The organism is Nonomuraea sp. NPDC049152 (assembly GCF_040648355.1).
Taxonomy (GTDB): Bacteria; Actinomycetota; Actinomycetes; order Streptosporangiales; family Streptosporangiaceae; genus Nonomuraea.
Genome location: NZ_JBEZDO010000018.1, coordinates 193,171 through 211,478 on the forward strand (window position 1 = coordinate 193,171; position 18,308 = coordinate 211,478).

At 68.9% G+C, this 18,308-nt stretch carries 18 protein-coding genes; 10 read left to right on the forward strand and 8 right to left on the reverse strand.

Annotated features, from left to right (window positions below):
- Nucleotides 1-26: 26 nt before the first annotated feature.
- The 3 genes from AB0B45_RS30055 to AB0B45_RS30065 all read right to left on the reverse strand — a co-directional run bounded on the left by AB0B45_RS30055 (nt 27) and on the right by AB0B45_RS30065 (nt 2,932).
- Nucleotides 27-758, reverse strand: coding sequence for a phosphocholine cytidylyltransferase family protein (locus tag AB0B45_RS30055; RefSeq protein ID WP_358137243.1), 732 nt, complete (start codon nt 756-758; stop codon nt 27-29).
- A gap of 79 nt (nt 759-837) precedes the next feature.
- Nucleotides 838-1,446 carry a DUF5941 domain-containing protein gene (locus AB0B45_RS30060; protein WP_358137246.1) on the reverse strand — a complete coding sequence of 203 codons (609 nt, stop codon included), beginning with the start codon at nt 1,444-1,446 and terminating at the stop codon, nt 838-840.
- Nucleotides 1,447-1,474: 28 nt separating this feature from the next.
- A complete protein-coding gene (locus AB0B45_RS30065; RefSeq protein ID WP_358137248.1) occupies nt 1,475-2,932 on the reverse strand; it encodes a CDP-alcohol phosphatidyltransferase family protein in 1,458 nt (485 codons plus the stop codon).
- Nucleotides 2,933-3,038: 106 nt separating this feature from the next.
- On the opposite strand from AB0B45_RS30065, the gene AB0B45_RS30070 reads away from it, so the two are divergent.
- On the forward strand, nt 3,039-4,289 hold the full coding sequence (locus tag AB0B45_RS30070; protein WP_358137251.1) for a bifunctional cytidylyltransferase/SDR family oxidoreductase: 1,251 nt from the start codon (nt 3,039-3,041) through the stop codon (nt 4,287-4,289).
- A 112-nt stretch (nt 4,290-4,401) separates the two neighbouring features.
- Here the strand turns inward: AB0B45_RS30070 and AB0B45_RS30075 are convergent, their stop codons facing one another.
- Nucleotides 4,402-5,424 carry a glycosyltransferase family 2 protein gene (locus tag AB0B45_RS30075; protein ID WP_358137253.1) on the reverse strand — a complete coding sequence of 341 codons (1,023 nt, stop codon included), beginning with the start codon at nt 5,422-5,424 and terminating at the stop codon, nt 4,402-4,404.
- A gap of 81 nt (nt 5,425-5,505) precedes the next feature.
- Between AB0B45_RS30075 and AB0B45_RS30080 the strand changes: the two genes are divergently transcribed.
- The 8 genes from AB0B45_RS30080 to AB0B45_RS30115 all read left to right on the forward strand — a co-directional run bounded on the left by AB0B45_RS30080 (nt 5,506) and on the right by AB0B45_RS30115 (nt 12,187).
- Nucleotides 5,506-6,951 carry an LCP family protein gene (locus tag AB0B45_RS30080; RefSeq protein WP_358137255.1) on the forward strand — a complete coding sequence of 482 codons (1,446 nt, stop codon included), beginning with the start codon at nt 5,506-5,508 and terminating at the stop codon, nt 6,949-6,951.
- Between the two features lie 50 nt (nt 6,952-7,001).
- Nucleotides 7,002-7,343: an STAS domain-containing protein gene (locus AB0B45_RS30085; RefSeq protein ID WP_358137258.1), complete on the forward strand. Its 342-nt coding sequence runs from the start codon at nt 7,002-7,004 to the stop codon at nt 7,341-7,343.
- Between the two features lie 103 nt (nt 7,344-7,446).
- A complete protein-coding gene (locus AB0B45_RS30090) occupies nt 7,447-8,277 on the forward strand; it encodes an LLM class flavin-dependent oxidoreductase (protein WP_358137260.1) in 831 nt (276 codons plus the stop codon).
- 72 nt (nt 8,278-8,349) lie between these two features.
- Complete coding sequence (locus AB0B45_RS30095) at nt 8,350-9,084, forward strand: DUF4097 family beta strand repeat-containing protein (RefSeq protein ID WP_358137261.1); 735 nt, start codon at nt 8,350-8,352, stop codon at nt 9,082-9,084.
- A gap of 198 nt (nt 9,085-9,282) precedes the next feature.
- On the forward strand, nt 9,283-9,897 hold the full coding sequence (locus AB0B45_RS30100) for a GNAT family N-acetyltransferase (protein ID WP_358137264.1): 615 nt from the start codon (nt 9,283-9,285) through the stop codon (nt 9,895-9,897).
- Nucleotides 9,898-9,913: 16 nt separating this feature from the next.
- Nucleotides 9,914-10,393 carry an Rrf2 family transcriptional regulator gene (locus AB0B45_RS30105; protein WP_358137266.1) on the forward strand — a complete coding sequence of 160 codons (480 nt, stop codon included), beginning with the start codon at nt 9,914-9,916 and terminating at the stop codon, nt 10,391-10,393.
- Between the two features lie 49 nt (nt 10,394-10,442).
- Nucleotides 10,443-11,660 carry an FAD-binding oxidoreductase gene (locus tag AB0B45_RS30110; RefSeq protein WP_358137269.1) on the forward strand — a complete coding sequence of 406 codons (1,218 nt, stop codon included), beginning with the start codon at nt 10,443-10,445 and terminating at the stop codon, nt 11,658-11,660.
- Between the two features lie 230 nt (nt 11,661-11,890).
- Nucleotides 11,891-12,187: a hypothetical protein gene (locus AB0B45_RS30115; protein ID WP_358137272.1), complete on the forward strand. Its 297-nt coding sequence runs from the start codon at nt 11,891-11,893 to the stop codon at nt 12,185-12,187.
- Between the two features lie 73 nt (nt 12,188-12,260).
- Here AB0B45_RS30115 and AB0B45_RS30120 read toward each other — a convergent pair whose 3' ends face one another.
- Together AB0B45_RS30120 and AB0B45_RS30125 are read right to left on the reverse strand one after the other, a co-directional pair.
- On the reverse strand, nt 12,261-13,826 hold the full coding sequence (locus AB0B45_RS30120; RefSeq protein WP_358137273.1) for a PH domain-containing protein: 1,566 nt from the start codon (nt 13,824-13,826) through the stop codon (nt 12,261-12,263).
- Entirely contained in the window at nt 13,823-14,311 is a 489-nt protein-coding gene (locus AB0B45_RS30125) for a PH domain-containing protein (RefSeq protein ID WP_358137276.1), read from the reverse strand. Before AB0B45_RS30125 ends, AB0B45_RS30120 begins: the two co-directional genes overlap by 4 nt.
- Nucleotides 14,312-14,566: 255 nt before the next feature.
- Here AB0B45_RS30125 and AB0B45_RS30130 point away from each other — a divergent pair, with 255 nt between their 5' ends.
- On the forward strand, nt 14,567-15,427 hold the full coding sequence (locus AB0B45_RS30130; protein ID WP_358137279.1) for a zinc-dependent alcohol dehydrogenase family protein: 861 nt from the start codon (nt 14,567-14,569) through the stop codon (nt 15,425-15,427).
- 1,008 nt (nt 15,428-16,435) lie between these two features.
- Here the strand turns inward: AB0B45_RS30130 and AB0B45_RS30135 are convergent.
- Together AB0B45_RS30135 and AB0B45_RS30140 are read right to left on the reverse strand one after the other, a co-directional pair.
- A complete protein-coding gene (locus AB0B45_RS30135) occupies nt 16,436-16,993 on the reverse strand; it encodes a hypothetical protein (RefSeq protein ID WP_358137282.1) in 558 nt (185 codons plus the stop codon).
- A 26-nt stretch (nt 16,994-17,019) separates the two neighbouring features.
- Nucleotides 17,020-18,308 (reverse strand): polymorphic toxin-type HINT domain-containing protein (locus AB0B45_RS30140; protein ID WP_358137285.1); only part of this gene is annotated, 1,289 nt, incomplete at its 5' end.

Consider the following 18,308-nt stretch of genomic DNA (forward strand, 5'->3'; position numbering starts at 1 on the left):
TCGCTAGAAGCGGCATCGAGCCTCCTCTAGTAGCGGGCGGCGATGTCGCGGGCCTTGTTGAGGTCGTCGTGGTTGTCGACCTCGACCCACTCGACCTTGCCGATCGGCGCGACGTGGATCTTCTCGCCGCGCGCGACCATCTCCTGGTAGCCGTCCTCGTAGTAGAGCTGCGGGTCGCGCTCGAACGTGGCCTGCAGCGCGTCGGCCAGGCGCTCGGCGGCGCCCGGGCGGATCAGGGTCGCGCCGATGTACTCGCCGTAGGCCTCGGCGGGGTCCATGAGCTTGGTGATCCGCTTGAGCGAGCCGTCGTTGAGCGTGACCTTCATCTCCTCGTCGGCCAGCGACTTGACGTCGTCGACGGCGAGCAGGATGTCGCTGGTCGCGGGGGCCGACAGCAGCGTCTCCTCGATCGAGACCGGGTGCACGGTGTCACCGTTGACCAGCAGCGCCCCCTGAGCGAAGTAGTCGCGCGCGCACCACAGCGAGTAGGCGTTGTTCCACTCCTCGGCCTTGTCGTTGTGCACGAGGGTGAGCCGCACACCGTGCCGCTTCTCCAGCTCGGCCTTGCGCTCGTGTACGGCCTGCGCCGCGTATCCGACCACGATCACGACGTCACGCAGGTCCACCGCGGCGAGGTTGCGCAGCGAGATGTCCATGATCGTCGTTTCTCCGTCGACCGGCACGAGCGCCTTGGGCAGCGTGTCGGTGTACGGCCGCAGGCGTCGTCCGGCCCCGGCGGCCAGCACCATTCCCAGCAACGTGCACTCCTCAGTCGAGCATGACTACGTAAGACCCCAAAGGTTAGTTGCCTTGAGGCCCTGATCGTGTAATCCGCTCTTAGTCTGGAGTTCCGATGTCGGCCTCATCCACCCCTGAACGGGGCGCGGCAAGCCAGCACGTCATCGATTCCCAGCCGAACAGGCACCATAGGTAGAGGGCCAGCAGGACGCACACCGCCGTCACCTGGCCGATGATCACTCCGGCCGACACGACGAGCATCCTGCCGTCCCAGCCGAGGCCCGCGGTGGACAGCCACGGCGGCGGGTAGACGCGCTGCCGTACCCGGTAGGCCAGGTCGTAGTGGTGGAAGGCCATCGCGCCGAGCAGCGCGAAGATGATCAGCGGGTGGAGGTCGTGGCCGAAGCAGACCGCCGCGACGAAGACGTACTCCGTCAGCCGAAGGATCGGCGGGACCAGCCAGTCGACCCTGCCGTCGTGCGCATGGGAGCTGCCCGGCCCGGCCAGCAGCAGCGTCACGGCGGGGGCGAACACCGCCAGCCCGTCGGTGCCGCCCAGCCCGACAAGGAGCAGGATGCCGGTCACGAAGGCGCCGGCGATCGCGGGCGGCAGCGGAGGCAGCTGACCGGCCACCAGCGCGCCCATGCCGCGCGAGAGCGGGCCGTCGTCGCGATAGGAGACGACCCGGCTGCGGGGGACAGGGATCATATGAACGGAAATCATGGTCGCATCCACGTCATCCGGTCGACCTCGCGATCTTGCCGACGAGCTGGTAGAGGAAGGCGATGCCGCCCCAGACGAGCAGTGCCGTGAACGTGATCTTCGCGTTGAACAGCGCCGCGGTGACCGCGATCAGCGCCATCCGCTCGCCGATCGGCAGCACGATCACCTTCTTCGCCCACCTGGTGAGCGACTCGCGTTCGAGGCGCTGCGCCAGCCCCAACACCCCTTGCTGGGGTACGGCGAAGCGCCCCCCGTCCGCGGACTCCAGCAGTGACCTCGGCGGTCTGGCCCACGCGGCGCCGATCCGCTTGGCGTCGGCCACCGCCCCCTTGTAGGAGAAGTCCGTGGAGTGCCTCAGCGTCTGCAGGATCATCGCCGCCACGGCGAATCGCCAGATCCCTTCGGGACCTCCGTCGCCCGCGTCGAGCCCGGCGGTGTAGCCGAGGGCGAGGCCGATGTAGACGACGTACTCCTTGAACCGGTCGGCCATGCCGTCGACCCACGCGCCGAGTGGCGTGAACGTCCTGGTGAAGCGGGCGAGCTGCCCGTCGACGCAGTCGAGGACGAACGACAGCAGCAGCAGCGCGGCGCCGACGACCTGGGCGTCCCTGGTGCCCGCCGAGAACCACACGGCCGACAGCACGGCCATGCCGACCGAGATGCCGGTCACCGCGTTGGGCGTCAGCCCCAGCCGCGCGGCCAGGCGGACGAGGTGAGGCGACCACGAGCTGACGAAGTAGGTGGCGAAGAAGCCGTCGTCGCTCTTCACCGCGGTGTCGAGCCGTACCTTGACCTCGTCGACGTCGGCCAGCCTGGTCACGGCCAGGTCGGCGGCGGACTGGGCGGTCACGCGGTCGGCGTGCAGCCGCCCGATCTGCGCCGCCCGCACCGGCACCCCGGAACGCACCAGCCCGACCAGCAGCAGGTCGATGGTCTCGATCGGCGTCACGGGGCCGAGCCTTCCCGTGTCGGCGAGCTCGGCCAGCTCGTCGGCGATGTCCGCGAGGGTGCCGAGGTCCGCCTCGCCCACCTGGAGCACGCCCCTGAACGTCGCGTTCGCCTCGGGAACGACGTGGAAGGAGCTTCCCGCGGCGACGACCCTGGCGTGCTGGATCCTGACGGGCGGGCGCAGCGGTCCGACCATGGCGTCGGAGCTGACCAGCGCCCCCGTGCCGCGGGCCGGATGCTCCATGAGGACGGCCAGCGCCTCGGTGTGCGCGATGAGGTCGGCGGGCAGCAGGACGACCGCCCCTGTGCAGATGCGCGCGATCTTGGCCACGCCGCGCAGGTCGGCTCCGAGGCCCCCGCCCTGCGGCACCACGTGCACGTCGCGGACGGGCAGCACCACGAGCTGGTCGTTGATCCTGTCGAGCAGGGTGCCGTCCGCGCACGAGAGCCTGGCGGCGGGGGTCGTGGCGAGCACCACGGCCGCGGCCGTGACGCCTTCCCGGATGGTGGTGGATTCTGACACGCGCAGTTCTCCTTCGGACACGAGGAGTGCGTTGCCCAGCGTAGCGACAGGCCGACCGCAAATCACGAGGCGCGGCCGTGAGGCGCGAGACCGTTACTCTCGCCATATGGAATCTCGACTGCGCTCCGTGGCAGTGGTCCTCGCGGGGGGCGTGGGTCAGCGGGTCGGGCTGAACACCCCCAAGCAGCTCGTCACCGTCGCCGGAAAGTCGATCATCGAGCACACGCTGGCCCTGTTCGACGCCGCGCCCGAGATCGACGAGATCATCGTGCTGATGACGCCAGGCTTCACCGCCGAGGTCGAGAAGCTGGTGGCCGCGCGCGGCTTCGGGAAGGTCGGCCAGGTCCTGGAGGGCGGCGCTTCGCGCACGGAGACCACGCGGCGGGCGCTCGACGCGCTGGGGCCCGAGGAGTGCAACGTGCTGCTCCATGACGCGGTACGACCCCTGCTGGAGCCCCAGATCATCACGGAGTGTGTCGAGGCGCTGAGGCTCAACACGGCGGTGGAGGTGGCGATCCCCAGCTCGGACACCATCGTGGTGGTGGAGCCTGGCCCGCATGGGGACGTCGTGCGCGAGGTGCCGGAAAGGGCGCGGCTGCGTCGCGTCCAGACGCCGCAGGGGTTCAGGCTGTCGGTGATCAGGGAGGCGTACGAGCGGGCCTTCGCCGACCCCGACTTCGGCAGGCAGCCGCCGACGGACGACTGCGGGGTGGTGCTGCGGTACCTGCCCGAGGTTCCGATCGTGGTCGTGCGGGGGAGCGAGCGCAACATCAAGGTGACCCACCCTGTCGACCTGCTCATCGCGGACACGCTGTTCCGGATGGGCCCCTCTTCCGTGTCTCCGGCCTCTGGGTCTGCGCTGGAGGGGCGGACGGTGGTGGTCGTCGGCGACGAACGGGGGGTCGGCGCCGAGGTGGCCGAGCTGGCTCGGGCCCGTGGAGCCGCGCGGGTGCTCCTCCTGCCACCCGCTTCAGTCGCCACGCCGCAGGTCTCCACGGCGCTGCGGGAGGTGGGCAGGGTGGACTGCGTGGTGCACGCGGCGCCCGTACGGCCCGCGGGCGGGCTGGCGGAGGTCGGCGACGACTACCTCGCGGCGGTGACCGTGGCCAGAGCCGCGCATCCGCACCTGCGGGAGTCGCACGGCCGGTTGCTGCTGCTCACCTCGTCACGCTCGGCGGGCGGGGTGCTGGCACGGGCCGGCGCGGCGGCGATCGCGGAGCTGTCCCGGGCGCTGGCGGAGGAGTGGGCGGAAGACGGCATCGCGGTGAACTGCGTCAACGCCGAGGGGGCCGGGGCCGCTCGGGTCTCGGTCGACGTGCTGGCCTCCGACCTCACCGGCCAGGCACTCGACGCCTGACCGGGCGTCCCCTTTCCCCAGAGGACCGGGACACCGATCCAGGCACGGTCCTGCCCATGGTCACCGGCGGGCGTCCTTCGGTGGTTGAAAGGCCGACCCCGAAGACCCCCGGTCAGCGTTGGGGGCGGGAGAGTCTGCGGGGGCTCGTGAGGAAGCCCCAGCCCCACGACATGTGCATCGCCGCGTACACGAACGGCAGCGCCGCCTTCGCCCGCCCGGGAAGACCGCTGCCCGTCAGCACGGATCCGCCGACGATCGCCAGCACGTACCCCCCGGGGACGATCAGCCCCAGCGGGAAGAACGGCGACACCACCAGCCCCAGCACCATCGCCACCACCGCGGCGGGCGGGGCCAGGTAGCGGAGGTTGATCGTGCCCTCGTGGGTGCGGGCCACCACGCGCCGCCAGCGACCGTAGTGGAAGTACTGCTTGGCGAGCGCCTTCAGGTTGGGCCGCGGCCGGTAGGTGACGCGCATCCGCGGCTGGAACCACACCAGGCCGCCCGTTTCGCGGATGCGGTGGTTCATCTCCCAGTCTTGGGCCCGCTGGAAGTGCTCGTCGTAGCCGCCGACCCTGGCGAGGGCGCTGCGCCTGAACACCCCGAGGTAGACGGTGTCGGCGGGACCCGCCGTGCCTCCCACGTGGAAGGCGGCGGCGCCGACGCCGATCTTGGAGGTCATGGCGCGGGCGACGGCCTGCTCGAAGGGCGTGATGCCTTCGGCCGCCATGACGCCGCCGACGTTGTCGGCTCCGGTCTCCTCCAGCGTCTCGACCGCCACCCTGAGGTAGTCGTCCGGCAGTATGGCGTGCCCGTCGACCCTGGCGATGATCTCGTGGCGGGAGGCGCCGATGGCGGCGTTGAGCGCGTTGGGTGTGCGTCCTGTCGGGTTGGCCACCACGGTCACCCTGGGGTCGGCCGCGGCGATCGCGTCGGCCACCTCTTGGGTGCGGTCGTGGGAGGGCCCGACGGCGAGCACGACTTCGATGGGGCCTGGGTAGGCCTGGGCGAGGATCTGGGCGACGGCCTCGCGGAGGTGCCTTTCCTCGTTGAGGATCGGCATCACGACGGAGATCGCCGGCCAGGCGCGCGTCTGTGGGAACGCGGGCTGCGCGGGCGAGTCGGGGAACTGCTTCATGGCGGGCCTCACGCTACTGTACGACCAGGGGAGGAGGGCAATCCAAAGCCCGATTCCTGCGGCGCTTGGAGGGGGCACTGCATGGGCGACCCGGAGGAGGGTGACGCGGGTGTGCACGTGGGCGGCGACGCTCCCGGCGGTGTCAGGCTCGCGGCCCGCCGTACTCCGCGCAAGCCGGGCCGTGGCGCGAGGGCGCGGCGGCGCAACCTGATCGTCTCGGGCTCCCTGTCGGCCGCCATCCTGGCGGGCACCGGCTGGGTGTGGGCCACGCCGCGGCAGATCGGCTCGGTCGACGCGGGCCTCGGCGCGGTCGAGCAGGCCCCTCGGGGGGCGATGAACATCCTGCTGGTCGGCGTCGACAAGCGCGACGACCTGACCCGCAAGGAGCAGAACAGGCTCAGGCTGGGCCGCGAGGTCGGCGAGCGCACCGACACGATGATGGTGATCCACCTGTCGGAGGACCACCGCAAGGCGACGGTGGTGAGCCTGCCGCGCGACACCTGGACCACGATTCCCGGCCAGGGCCAGCACAAGGTCAACTCCGCCTACCAGTTCGGCGGCGCCAAGCTGGCGGTCAAGACCGTGCAGCAGCTGACGGGGCTGCCGATCAGCAGGTACATCGAGGTGAACGTCCTCGGCTTCGTGGACGTGGTCGACAGGCTGGGCGGCGTGACCGTCTGCACGCCGGTGCCCATCAACGACCCGAAGACGGGGCTCAACCTGCGGGCGGGCACCCACAGGCTCGACGGCGCGAAGGCGCTCGGCTACGCCCGCACCAGGGCGACCGCCCGCTCCGACCTCGACCGGATCGACCGCCAGCAGCAGGTCATCTCGGCGATGCTGAGCGAGGCGCTGTCCAACCCCGCCAACCTGATCTCCTTCGTCAACGCCTCGCTGGCGACGATCAAGGTGGATCCCGACGACGGACTCGTGCCGCTGGTCGAGCAACTCAAGGACGTCTCGCTGAACGACGTGAAGTTCGCCGGCGTGCCGCTGGCGAACGTCGACTTCAAGACGCCGACGGGCGAGTCGGCCGTGCTGTGGGACAAGGAGCGGGCCGCCGACCTGTTCCGGCGGATCGCGGCCGACCAGGACCTGGCCAAGCCCGCCCCGAAGCCCTCTCCCACCCCCACCCTGAGCAGGCCGACCGTGCCGCCCGAGCAGATCACGGTCAAGGTGCTGAACGGCACGCTGATCACCGGGCTCGGCGCGCGCACCAAGGCGGGGCTGGTCGACTACGGGTTCAAGGTGCCGGGCGCGCCAGGCAACACCGCGCGCAAGGACTTCAAGACGACGCTGGTGCGCCATGCCCCGGGGAAGGCGGAGGAGGCGAAGGTGGTGGCCGCGGCCATCCCCGGCGCGCAGCTGAAGGAGGCCGACGTCAAGGGCATCGAGGTCGTGATCGGGCAGGACCAGCTGAAGGTCCGCAAGCCCAAGTCGGCCGCCACCCCTTCCGTCTCCCCGTCGCCGCAAGTTACCCCCACCACTCGCACCGCAAGCCAGAACATCTGCAAAAAAGAGGGATAAGCCTTCCCTTTTCGGGCATGGGAAGAGACCACGAGCGGAGGTGGCTGAAAATGCTAGTCAGGTCCTGGACGGACGGTCGGTTCGCGCTTCTCCAGGCGGTCGGTGATCTGGATCTGACGACAGCTCCCCACATGCGGGCCGAGATCGACGCCGCGCTCGCGACCATGGAGGAGCCACACCTGGCGATCGACCTGACCGAGGTGCCGTTCTGTGACTCGGTCGGTCTCGGGGTGCTGGTCTCGACGCTGACCAGGGTGCAGCAGCAGCGCGGGAGGCTGATGCTGATCGTGGACGGCGGGATGATCCCCCACCTCCTGACGATCACGAACCTGGACCGGCACTTCGAGCTGACCGACTCGGTCGACGAGGCGCGTCAGGAGCTGGCGGCCTGAGGCTTGCCGCCGCCGAACGCCGTTCACTAGCATCGGCGACGCCTTGACGCAGGCGCGGGACTCCGCTGCCGAGCGTGACCCGTGACCTTCGGAGGATGCCCGCATGAGGCTTGGCGTGATGTTCGACCGCGACCTGCCGCCCGAGCAGCTCGTCCCGTTCGCGCAGACGCTCGACTCCAGGGTGGACGACCTCTGGGTGGTGGAGGACCTCGGCTGGACGGGCGGCCTCACCTCGGCCGCGGCAGCGCTGGCCGGCACCTCGCGGGTGCGCGTCGGCCTCGGCATCGCGCCTGCCCCGTTGCGCAACCCGATGCTGCTCGCCATGGAGTTCGCCAACCTGGCCAGGCTCTTCCCCGGACGGTTCGTCGGCGGTGTCGGCCACGGCGTGCAGGACTGGATGCGCCAGGTCGGCGCGGCCGCCCCCTCGCCCCTTGCGCTGCTGGAGGAGACGATCACCGCGGTGCGCGGGCTGCTGCGCGGTGAGAGCGTGAGCGTGGACGGCAGGTCCGTCCACCTCGACGCGGTACGGCTGGTGCACCCGCCCGCCGTGGTCCCCCCGATCGTGGCGGGGGTGAAGAGCCCCCGTTCGCTGGCCCTGTCGGGCAGGGTGGCGCAGGGCACGATCCTTCCCGAGGGCTTCGGCCCCGACTCGATCGGCCCGACGCTGGAGCGGATCGCCGCACCCGGCGAGCACGAACTGATCGTCTTCACCCACCTGTGCGTCGGCGATCCCTCTGCGCTGGACCGGACGCGGGCGGGAGTGGCCGAGTTCCTGGGGGTGGACCCGTCCGAGGTCTTCGCCGCGGAGGGCTCCCCCGAGCAGGCCGCCGGCGCGGTCAAGGCCCTGTGGGCGGCGGGCGCGAGCACCGTCGTGCTTCGCCCCGTCGGTGACGACCCCCTCTCCCATGTCGAGAAGCTGCTGTCCGCGCTATAGGGACGATCGGCCGATGGCAGATCGTCCACATGGCCGATAGCACCGCGGCCGATCGGCGTCACGATCGCTTACATGAAGCGGATGATCGCACTGGCCGCGGCGGGGCTCGTCACTCTGACCGCCTGCGGCTTCCAGCCCGACACGAAGGAACAGCACCAGGCCACGACCTTCCCCCACGCGGGAGGCACGCTGACCGTCCAGGCCAGGGTCGGCGACCTGCGCGTGGTCCCCGGTGACGCCTCGGGAGTGAAGGTCGAACGGTGGCTGCAGGGCACGGGCGGCGATCCCGGCAAGTCCAGGTGGACGCTGGAGAACGGCACGCTGTCCCTGCGCACCGACTGCACGGTCTTCTTCTCGACCTGCGGCGCGCGCTACACCGTGCACCTGCCGCCGGGGGTGAAGCTCGTCGTCGACGGAGGGGACGAGCGGGTGACGCTGTCCGGCCTGGCCCAGGACGTCTCGGTGTCCACCACCGGCGGCGACATCCTCGCCGACGGCCTGTCGGGGATGCTGCGGCTGAGCACGGGCGAGGGACTCATCAGGTCGACGGCCACCCGCTCGGCCGATGTGCGGGCCAAGTCGCGCGACGGCGACATCAGGGTGCAGTTCGCCGCCGCGCCCGGCAAGGTCGACACCCAGTCGCGGGAGGGTGGCGTGGTGGTGACCGTGCCCGCGGGCGAGTACGGCATCACCGCGGTGAGCCGCAACGGCCGTGCCCGCTCGGAGTTCAAGGACGCGGGCAAGGCCGGGGGCAGGACGATCGTGGCCAGGAGCCTCGACGGAGACGTCAGGATTTCCAAGACGTAGCCGGGGTCACGACCGCCCGCTGGAGGGCCCTCATCCGTGGCAGGAGGGCGGAACCGGGGTGTGGCGGCGCAGGGAGCACGCCGCCATCGAGGAGACCAGGAGGTGGGTGGAGTCGATCTCCCCGGAGGCGTCATGAGCGATTTCGCGCACGACGCCTGGTACGTTCACGCAGTCTCGACTTTGCGCTAGGGGGAGCAGATGGTGGAGATTCGACCGTTCCAGCCGTACGACCTGCCGGGCATGTATCGGGTGTGTCTCCAGACGGGAGACTCGGGCAAGGACGCCACCTCGCTCTACCACGACCCCGACCTGCTCGCCCACATCTACGCGGGCCCCTACCCCGTCGCCGACCCCGAGCTGAGCTTCGTCGCCGTCGACCAGCGGGGCGTGCTCGGCTACATCATCGCCACCGCCGACACCCTGGCCTTCGAGCACTGGATGGAGAAGCACTGGTGGCCGGGGCTGCGGGCGCGGTATCCGCGCACGATGGCCGCCAACCCCGGCGACGGCACGCAGGACTGGTGGTGCGTCCAGCGCATCCACGACGCCAGCCCGACACCCGACGAGCTCTACGACCGCTACCCCGCCCATCTCCACATCGACATCCTGCCCAGGGGGCAGGGCGCGGGGGTGGGCCGGCACCTGATGAAGACGCTGCTCGGCGCGCTGCGTGAACGGCGGGTGCCGGGACTGCACCTGGGTGTGGGCGCGGGCAACCCGGGAGCGTTCGCCTTCTACCAGGCCATGGGGTTCAGCGTGATCCGGCCCGATTCCTGGGGCTCCACTATGGTGCTCTCTATTCTGGACGTGTAGTATCCAGGATATGCGGATGAGCGAGGGCGTCGAGTGGGCGCTCCACAGCTGCCTCAACCTCTCGTGGATCGAGACGGGCGAGGCGATGACGGCCGCCAAGCTGGCCGCCTTCTACGGCCTGCCCACGGCGTACCTCAACAAGCAGCTCCAGTCGCTGGCGAAGGCAGGGATCCTGACCTCGACCTCGGGTCCGAGGGGCGGATTCAGGCTGGCCCGCCCGCTCGACCGGATCACCCTGATGGACGTGGTCACCGCGATCGAGGGCGCCGAGGACGCGTTCAGGTGCGAGCAGATCCTGCGGGAGGGCCCCGGCGGCAGCCCGCACGTCGACTACAGGGAGTCCTGCGTGATCGCGCAGGCGATGCGCAGGGCGGAGCTGGCCTGGCGGCACGAGCTGGCCGTCCAGACGCTGGCCGACATCAGGAAGACCGTCGAGGGGCGCTTTCCCGCGACGGCCGACAACACCCGGTCGTGGTTCGCGAACCTGCGGACCTGATCGCTCCACGCGTCAATTCTGGATATTCAACGTTGGAAATGGTGAGAACATGCTGACCATCGCTTTCCCCGGCGACGAGAGCTTCGAGCAGGCCACCCGGCCATGGAACCTGGCAGTCCACCAGCCCGTCCGAGCGGTCGCCGAGGCGCACGACGCCGACGACGTGGCCGAGGCGGTCAAGCTGGCCCGCAAGGAGGGACTTGCCCTCGCCGCCCAGCCCAGCGGGCACGGCGCCAGCGGCGACGTCGAGGGCGCCATCCTGCTGCGTACCCGCGGACTGTCCTCGCTGGAGATCGACCCCGCGGCCAGGATCGCGCGCGTCGGCGCCGGCGTCGCATGGGGTCAGGTGCAGGCGGCGGCGGGCGCGCACGGCCTGACCGGGCTGCCGGGCAGCTCCCCCGTCGTCACCGTGACCGGCTACACCCTGGGCGGCGGCCTGTCCTGGTTCTCCCGCGCGCACGGCTGGGCCTCCTCCAGCGTCCGCTCCTTCGACATCGTCGACGCCGAGGGACGGCGTTCCACGGTGACGCGCGATGACGAGCTGTTCTGGGCCCTGCGCGGCGGCGGCGGCGACTTCGCGATAGTGACGGCCATCGAGTTCGACCTCCACCTCGCCCCTGACCTGTACGGCGGGCGCGTCCTGTGGCCCGCCGAGCGCGCCCCCGAGGTGCTGGAGGCCTTCAGGGAGATCACCGCGACCGCGCCCGACGAGCTGACGCTCTGGTTCGAGCTGCTGCAGTTCCCCGGGGCGCCGCCGTTCGTCGCCGTGGACTCCACCTACCTCGGCCAGGACGCGAGCACGCTGCTCGCGCCGCTCGACAAGATCGGCGGAGCGCTGTCCGACACCCGCGGGCGGATGCCGATCGCCGCGCTCGGTGACATCACCGGCGAGCCGACCGACCCCGGTGCCGGTGCCTCCAAGGCCCAGCTCATCGGCGACCTCGACGGGATCCTTGAGCGGCTCATGCCCATCGACCCGCTCATCAGCGTGCAGGTCAGGCACCTGGGCGGCGCGCTCGCCAGGCCGTCCGACAGCGCGGCCGGGCAGCTCGACGACCCCTACCTGCTCTACCTGTTCGGCCGGCCCGGCGTCGAGGACAGGCAGCGGGAGATCATCGACGGCGGGCGCAGGCCGTACACGTTCCTGTCCCCTGGAGAGAGCGCCGCGGACGCCTTCCCCGCCACGACCCTGGAGCGGCTGCGTGACATCAAGCGCCGTCACGACCCCGACGGCGTGTTCCGCAGCAACTACCCGGTGCTTCCGTAGCGTCGGCCCCGGTATCGCCGGACCATCGCTGGAGGGCCGGCGCCGTCGGGGCGAGGACGACGCCTGGAACACCGTCGCCCTGGCGCCCGACCCGCGGGACAGGACGCCTGCCCCATGATCTGACCAGCACTCCTCGTGGCGACTACGCAGAGTGATCGATCGACCACTAAAGTGCGCCTTGGCGCCCTAAGGCTCCAGCGCTTGATCACTCTCTCAGGAAGGAACCTTCCGTGAAGATCGCCGTTGCCACGCTGAGCTTCGCTCTCTTCGCCCTCGTCGGCCTGGTCTCGCCTGCCCACGCCGACGACACCCCCGCCTACACCTGCATCATCGCGAACCTCTCGGACAACGGCACGCTGGACGGCGCCTACTGCCAGGAAAACGACGGCGCCCCCGCCCGGGGGCGGATCACCGAGCCGTTCGCCGTCTGGTCGCCGCTGCAACTGACCCGGCTCATCGTCTGCACGTCCGGATACGCCGACACGCCCTCGAGGATCACCGCGTACGGCTGCCAGCGCCTCCTCTGAGCCGCCGCCCTTCGTAGCGCGCCACGTCCGTCTCGGGACGCGGCGCGCTTTCGTCGTCCTCAGTCGCCGGGCACTAGGAGCGCACCGGCGTCGACGGGGAGGCGGAGCCGAGGAAGGGAGCGAGAAGCCCGGGAACCGCCTGCTCAGCGAACCCGACCCCGTCCCCCACGCCGACGTCCCTCACCCGATGAGCCCCCGCAGCCGTCGCCGCCGTCAGCGTCATCAACCCTCTCCGCCGCTGCGCGGGCGACCGGCCGATCACCCAGCCGATGATCCCGTCCCTCCGCAACGCCACCGTCCTGCGCCGCGCCGCGCCGTGCCTGGTCACCAGGTACGGCCCTGCCAGCCCGTGACCAAGGTTGCGATAGGCGTCCACGGCCAGCGGCAACGTCACCAGCACGCTCGCGGGAGCGATCACCCACACCCAGTCCGGGACCCAGCTCAGCCACAACCCGAGCCAGGCAAGCAACGGCGCCACGAGCGCGAGCGGCCACACGGCCCGGAACAGCCGCAGCCGCAACGCCGCCCGAGGATGCGGACGCAACGACGCCGTCAGGGCGGGCCCGCCGAGCACCTGCGCGGCCACCCGCAACGCCGTCACCCTCGGAGCCGGCGGCAGCAGCGCCGCAGAGGTCCTCTCCTCGTCGTCGTCGGGGTCGACCCCCGCGACGAGCGCCCGCAACCTGGCCCCGCCACCCCACCGCAGCGGAACCGGCTCGGCCATCTCCACCCCGCGCAACCGGCTCTCCTCCAGCGAGAGCGACCGCGTGCTGATCAGGCCGCGCCGTACCCGATAGGTGCCGCCGGGTTCGCGTGACAGGCTGAACCGCCACCACACCTCCACATACAGCGCCAACGCCCCCACCAGCCCGATCACCGTGACGGTCAGGATCGCGAGCACGGCCACCAGTACCGGCGAGGCCACGCTCACCTCCCCCCAGGCCTCCCGCAGGAACCCCACCTCGGCCGGCTCGACACCGAAGATCTCCAGAACGCGGAAGAACGCGCCGAACGGGGCGAACCCGATGAGCGGCGTCCAACTGCTCAACAGCGCGAACCAGATCCACCCTGGCCGCAACGCCGCCAGCGTGGACTCCGCCGGCGCCGCGTTCCCCTTGTCGAGCAGCAGCAGCCGCAGTCGTTCGGCTCTGACCCTGGCGATCGCGTCGAGACGAAGCCCCGCCTGCTGCTCGCCCGCGTCGATTCGCACCACCGCGAGACCCAACAGCCGGTGCGCCGGCCCGGCCGTGAGGTCGACCGCCCTGACCCGGTCACGCGGGATCGAGCGATGCCGCCTGAACAGCAGCCCCGACCGCGACTCGACCCGATCATCGGTGATCCGGTACCGGGTGGTGGCGTACCGGAGTGAGACGAGCACCCCGACGCCGATGAGAACGGCCAGCAGGGCGAGCAGCGGGATGACCGTCCGCGAACTCGGCCCCGCGATCGCGACGACGGCCACCGCCGGGATCGCGGGCCCGATCACGTAGCTCAGGCCGGTCCCGACGGTCCGCCCGTCAAGCCGCTCCCATCCCTCGCCGCCTCGCCCGGAACGGCCCCCGTTCGGACGTCCCACGTCGTCTCGGCCGGCATGGCTCACGTCTCGCCCCTCGGCACGATCCGCCTCCCAGTCGCTCATGTCGCGTCCCCCGGGACGGCCTGCGTCCTGGCCGTCAGTCGCTCGACCAGGTCGGCGGCGAGCAGGTGGTCCAGTCCCTGGATCTTGATCGACCCCGCCGCCGAGGCCGTCGTGACCTTCACCCCGGACAGCCTGAAGATCTGCTGGAGCGGACCACGCACGGTGTCGACGGTCTGGATGCGCGACATCGGCGCGACCCGCGCCTTGTGCCACACCCAGCCGGACGCCGCGTAGACCGCGTGCTCGGTGGCCTCCCACCGATGCACCCGGTAGCGCTGACGCGGCATGACCAGGACGTACGCCAGGCCGGGCACCGCGACCACGGCCAACGAGAGCAGCAGCCATACCCGGGCGGGCGGGATCAGCAGGGCCAGCAGGCCCAGCACGAGCACCGGCGGCACCACAGGAACCAGCGCCTGCGCCGTCCACCAGCGGATCGCCCTCGGGTCCACGGGATGCCGGGGCGGCCGGAGTTCGAGTCTCATCCTGTCTCCTTACGGGTGGCCCATCTCTGGCCCATCGGACCAAATTTTGACCACTCGGCCAAAATTTAGCACAGACGGCCATCTCAGGTCTCCACCTCGTTCGGAGAAGGCGCACGGCCGGTCGAACCGGACCCGCGCAACACGGCGCGCGGAGGCGGGGGGTTCGACGGGAGCGCCCTCCGTTCACCCCGAACACGGCGCCGGCGGAACGCCTACAAATCAAGGTCCTGACCGGAAACAGGGAGACGGCTACTTTTGATCGCGAAGGGCATATTCCAGCCAAGGCCGCACGAGGGACTGAAGATCGGCGAGCGCGTGGTGGCCGTTGCTGTCCCGGCGGTACCCGGGCCGCATGTGGCCGGCACTTGGCAGGAATACCTTGTTGCCGATAAACGAAGGCTCCTGCCGGTCCCCGATCATCTGAGCGACTCCAGCGCCTGCCAACTCGCCGTCAACCCGTTGACCGCGCTGCTCCTCGTGTCTCGCGAACTCGACGTACAGCCGGGTGAATGGTTGTTGCAGACGGCCGCGGGCTCCACCGTCGGCCGGCTCGTCATTCAGCTGGCCAGACATCTGGGTATTCGCACGATCAATGTCGTGCGGCGGCGCGATGCCGTCGAGGAGATCAAGGCGCTCGGTGGTGACGAGGTCATTTGCACTGAGGACGAGGACCTGTCGCAGCGTGTGGCCGAGATCGCAGGATCGGCTGGCGTGCGCAAGGCCATCGACTGTGTCGCGGGCCACGTGGGTGCCCGGGTATCCCAGGCATTGGCTCCGGGAGGAGAGGTCGTGGTCTACGGCGCGCTCTCTACCCATCGGCAGACTGACCCGGCAGCGCTGACGATCCCGCTGCTGGCACGCTCGGTTATCTACGAGACCAAAGCAGTCCGTGGCTTCTGGCTGAACCGCTGGTTCGGCACTGCCTCACCTGCGGATGCGCTGCGCGCGCTGTCCGAGGTTCGCAGTCTCGTCGCTGATGAAGTGCTGAGCATCCCCCAAGGCAAGCCGTTCCCGCTCGAACGCTTCACTGAAGCCATCTCGTTCGCCGAAGCACCCGCACATGGCGCAAAACCGCTCTTCGTCTTCGAGGATGGCCGAGACGAAGACGACAGGTAGGACGCGGTACGCGTCTTCGCCGTGCGTGCCGCTATGGTCGGGCGCTTCCGCGATCTCTTCGGCGGACAGACCGGAGAGGTGCCTCTCCAGCCACGCCACGCGCGCTCGTCTGGTGTCGGTTTCCCTGCCGGAACGTTCGATCAGGTCCCAGAACCCGTCGATGTCCACAAGGTGTCATCGTGGCAGTTCATGGCTCCAGTGCCAAGATCACGGAACACCCACGGAACAGCGACACAGTTCAAGCTCTACCCGAACACGCGAAACCCGGTCCCCTCACCGTTAGAGACCGGGTTTTCGCAGATCATGCCCTACTTGAGGAGCTGCCTGGCCATGACCATGCGCTGGATCTGGTTGGTGCCCTCGTAGATCTGGGTGTTCTCAGAACCCGGATCCGGCTATCTGGGAAAACCCCGCGATCAAGCATGCGAGCAGGGCGTACGCTTGCCGCCTGCTTCCGTCGTCTTCGGCTGTGTTGCGATCTCTCACGGAACAGCCACGGAACAGACCATGATCGGGCAACGGCTGGAGCCCGCTGACGTTCGCGGTCCAACTGGCCGACGCGACGGGTAGGGCGCTCGTGGTGTCGCTGCCCTCCGCCGCCCCGACAGCTGGCCCGGAGAAGAAACAGCGACGGTACGGCCCGCTCTCGTCGCCGCCACCAAGGGGTTTGCCGCCCTGCCCCGCCGATGGGTCGTCGAGCGCACCCTTCGGCTGGCCGATGTTCCACCGCCGCCGCCTTGCCCACGACTACGAAGCCCTGCCAGCCAGCTCGAAGCCATGCGTCGTCATGATCGACCTCATGAGCCGCCGCCTCACGGGCGAATCCACCCCACGTGGCGAGACACCTGAACGCCGATCAGACAGAAGCTGCGGGATCAAACACCGTCGGCCACCAACACCGGGGTTTCGGCTATGAAGCTGTTGGGACTGCGATTGCAAGCTCCGCCGACTCCCTTCGCTGGGAAGGACGGCCGTCGGCTCATACCATGAGGCTCCGGCCGTTGCTGCCTAGTCTTTTCCTTCGCCGAGCTCTCGCTCACGAGCCAGTTCTATCGCAACCTCCAACTGGTCACGGGCCGACTGGAGCCTCGAACCGGTCGATCTCGAAGCTTCGCGCTCCAGTATTGCTATTGCCTGTCTACTATATTCACCCAGATCGCCTAGAAGAAATGCCGCATAAGCGAAGTCTTCACCCGAAAGTTCTGCGACAGCCCTATCGATGAGCGGAAGTGCGTCAAGCACGCACCCTCGACAATAATCCTCTATCTCGACAGGATGACCATCTACTACGAGCGGGCCGCCACGAGAGAAACCGCGAAGTATTTCGTGAACCATCAACCAGCCGTACTCGGGAATGTACCCGTTCGATCGCAATTCGCAAACAATAACGTCAGTAACTGCAGCCGCCGAAGTATAAAGATCTCCTTGGTTTACCACTTCCCCATCGAGCGCGCGGAATGCTTCTGCCCGCTGTTCTCTTGTACCCCGTAGGAGCCGCTGCAGGACTGACGGGACGCCCGATGCATCACCACTCAACGTTTCAAGCGCTTGCCAGTCCCACATCATTCGTACCTCTTGTTTCTACTAACGAACTACCAACGTCGGTCCTGTGGGACCTGTGACGGATTAATCCGAGTACGGCACCTTGCACAGAAGTCGGCTTCGTTCATTGAATCTGGATGAGCTGGGTGCCCGTACCGGATATTCTCAGGCAGCGACCCCCGGTCGGCAAGGTCATCTCGGGCGAGGTCCTCGGCACAGTGCGTTGACCCCCCCTTCTCTGATCGCTTCATGCCAACAGCGACGGCACCCGTGACACAGTCGACCGCGCCCACGATCATGACGTGTTTCCTCCGTTGCGTGTTCGACATACCCTCACGGGTTTCGTCTCTAGCCCTGTCAGCGATCGCAAAGCATTCATCATCACTAAGAGGACTGTCGTTGTGGACGAGGATTGCTTGGTCGCCTGCGAGGACGTGGTAGGTGTGCAGCTCATCAACGGTCAGGTTGTGGACGCGTGTAGTCGCAGTCCAACGCCTGACCGCAGAAACCTGAACGTGGACACCTGCCGAGGTCTGCAGCCACATGCCTGGCTGTAGCTGCCCCGCCGTGACCCACTCACCAAGCCGCGGAAGCCAGAACGGGTGATTGTCGGTTGCTGTGATCGCATCTGTTGCCGAGCCACCGGTCCCGTCGATGTCCACCGTGATCTTCACCAGGTGGCGGTCGCCATACCCAGTGATCAAAGTGGTGACGGGTTTGGCCTCCGTGCGCCCGGCTTTCGGATCGGTGGCCACGACCAGGTCCCCGATCCGGACCTGTTCGATCGGCTTTGTCGACCCATCAGCCATGAGCACCGGCGTTCCTGGCAGGAAGCTGCTTGGCCTTCGCAGGTTGCATGCGCCGGGTTCGCCAAGGCCGGGCACGCTGTCGACTGGAAGATCTGGTGCGACGGCGTCGATGATCTGATCGACCGCCTCATCCGCGGCGTTGTCAACTATTTCTTCGACTACGTCCTTTACGCAGCTGCGCCAGCCCGAACAGCCGTCGAAGCGTCCTGGTTCAATTCCGAACGAGTCAGCGCTGGAGTAGACGTCACCAACGTCGCCTAGCTGTTCGAGAACGAAGTCGTTCTTCTTCTGCGTTCCTTTGCTAGAGGTCTTCGGCTTACTGGTCGTAGGCTTTCGGTTGCTCGGCTTACTCGACGTCGGCCTACCGTTACCCGGCTTACTCGACGTCGGCCTACCGTTACCCGGCTTACTCGACGTCGGCCTACCATTGCCCGGCTTACTCGACGTCGGCCTACCATTGCCCGGCTTACTCGACGTCGGCCTACCATTGCCCGGCTTACTCGACGTCGGCCTACCATTGCCCGGCTTAC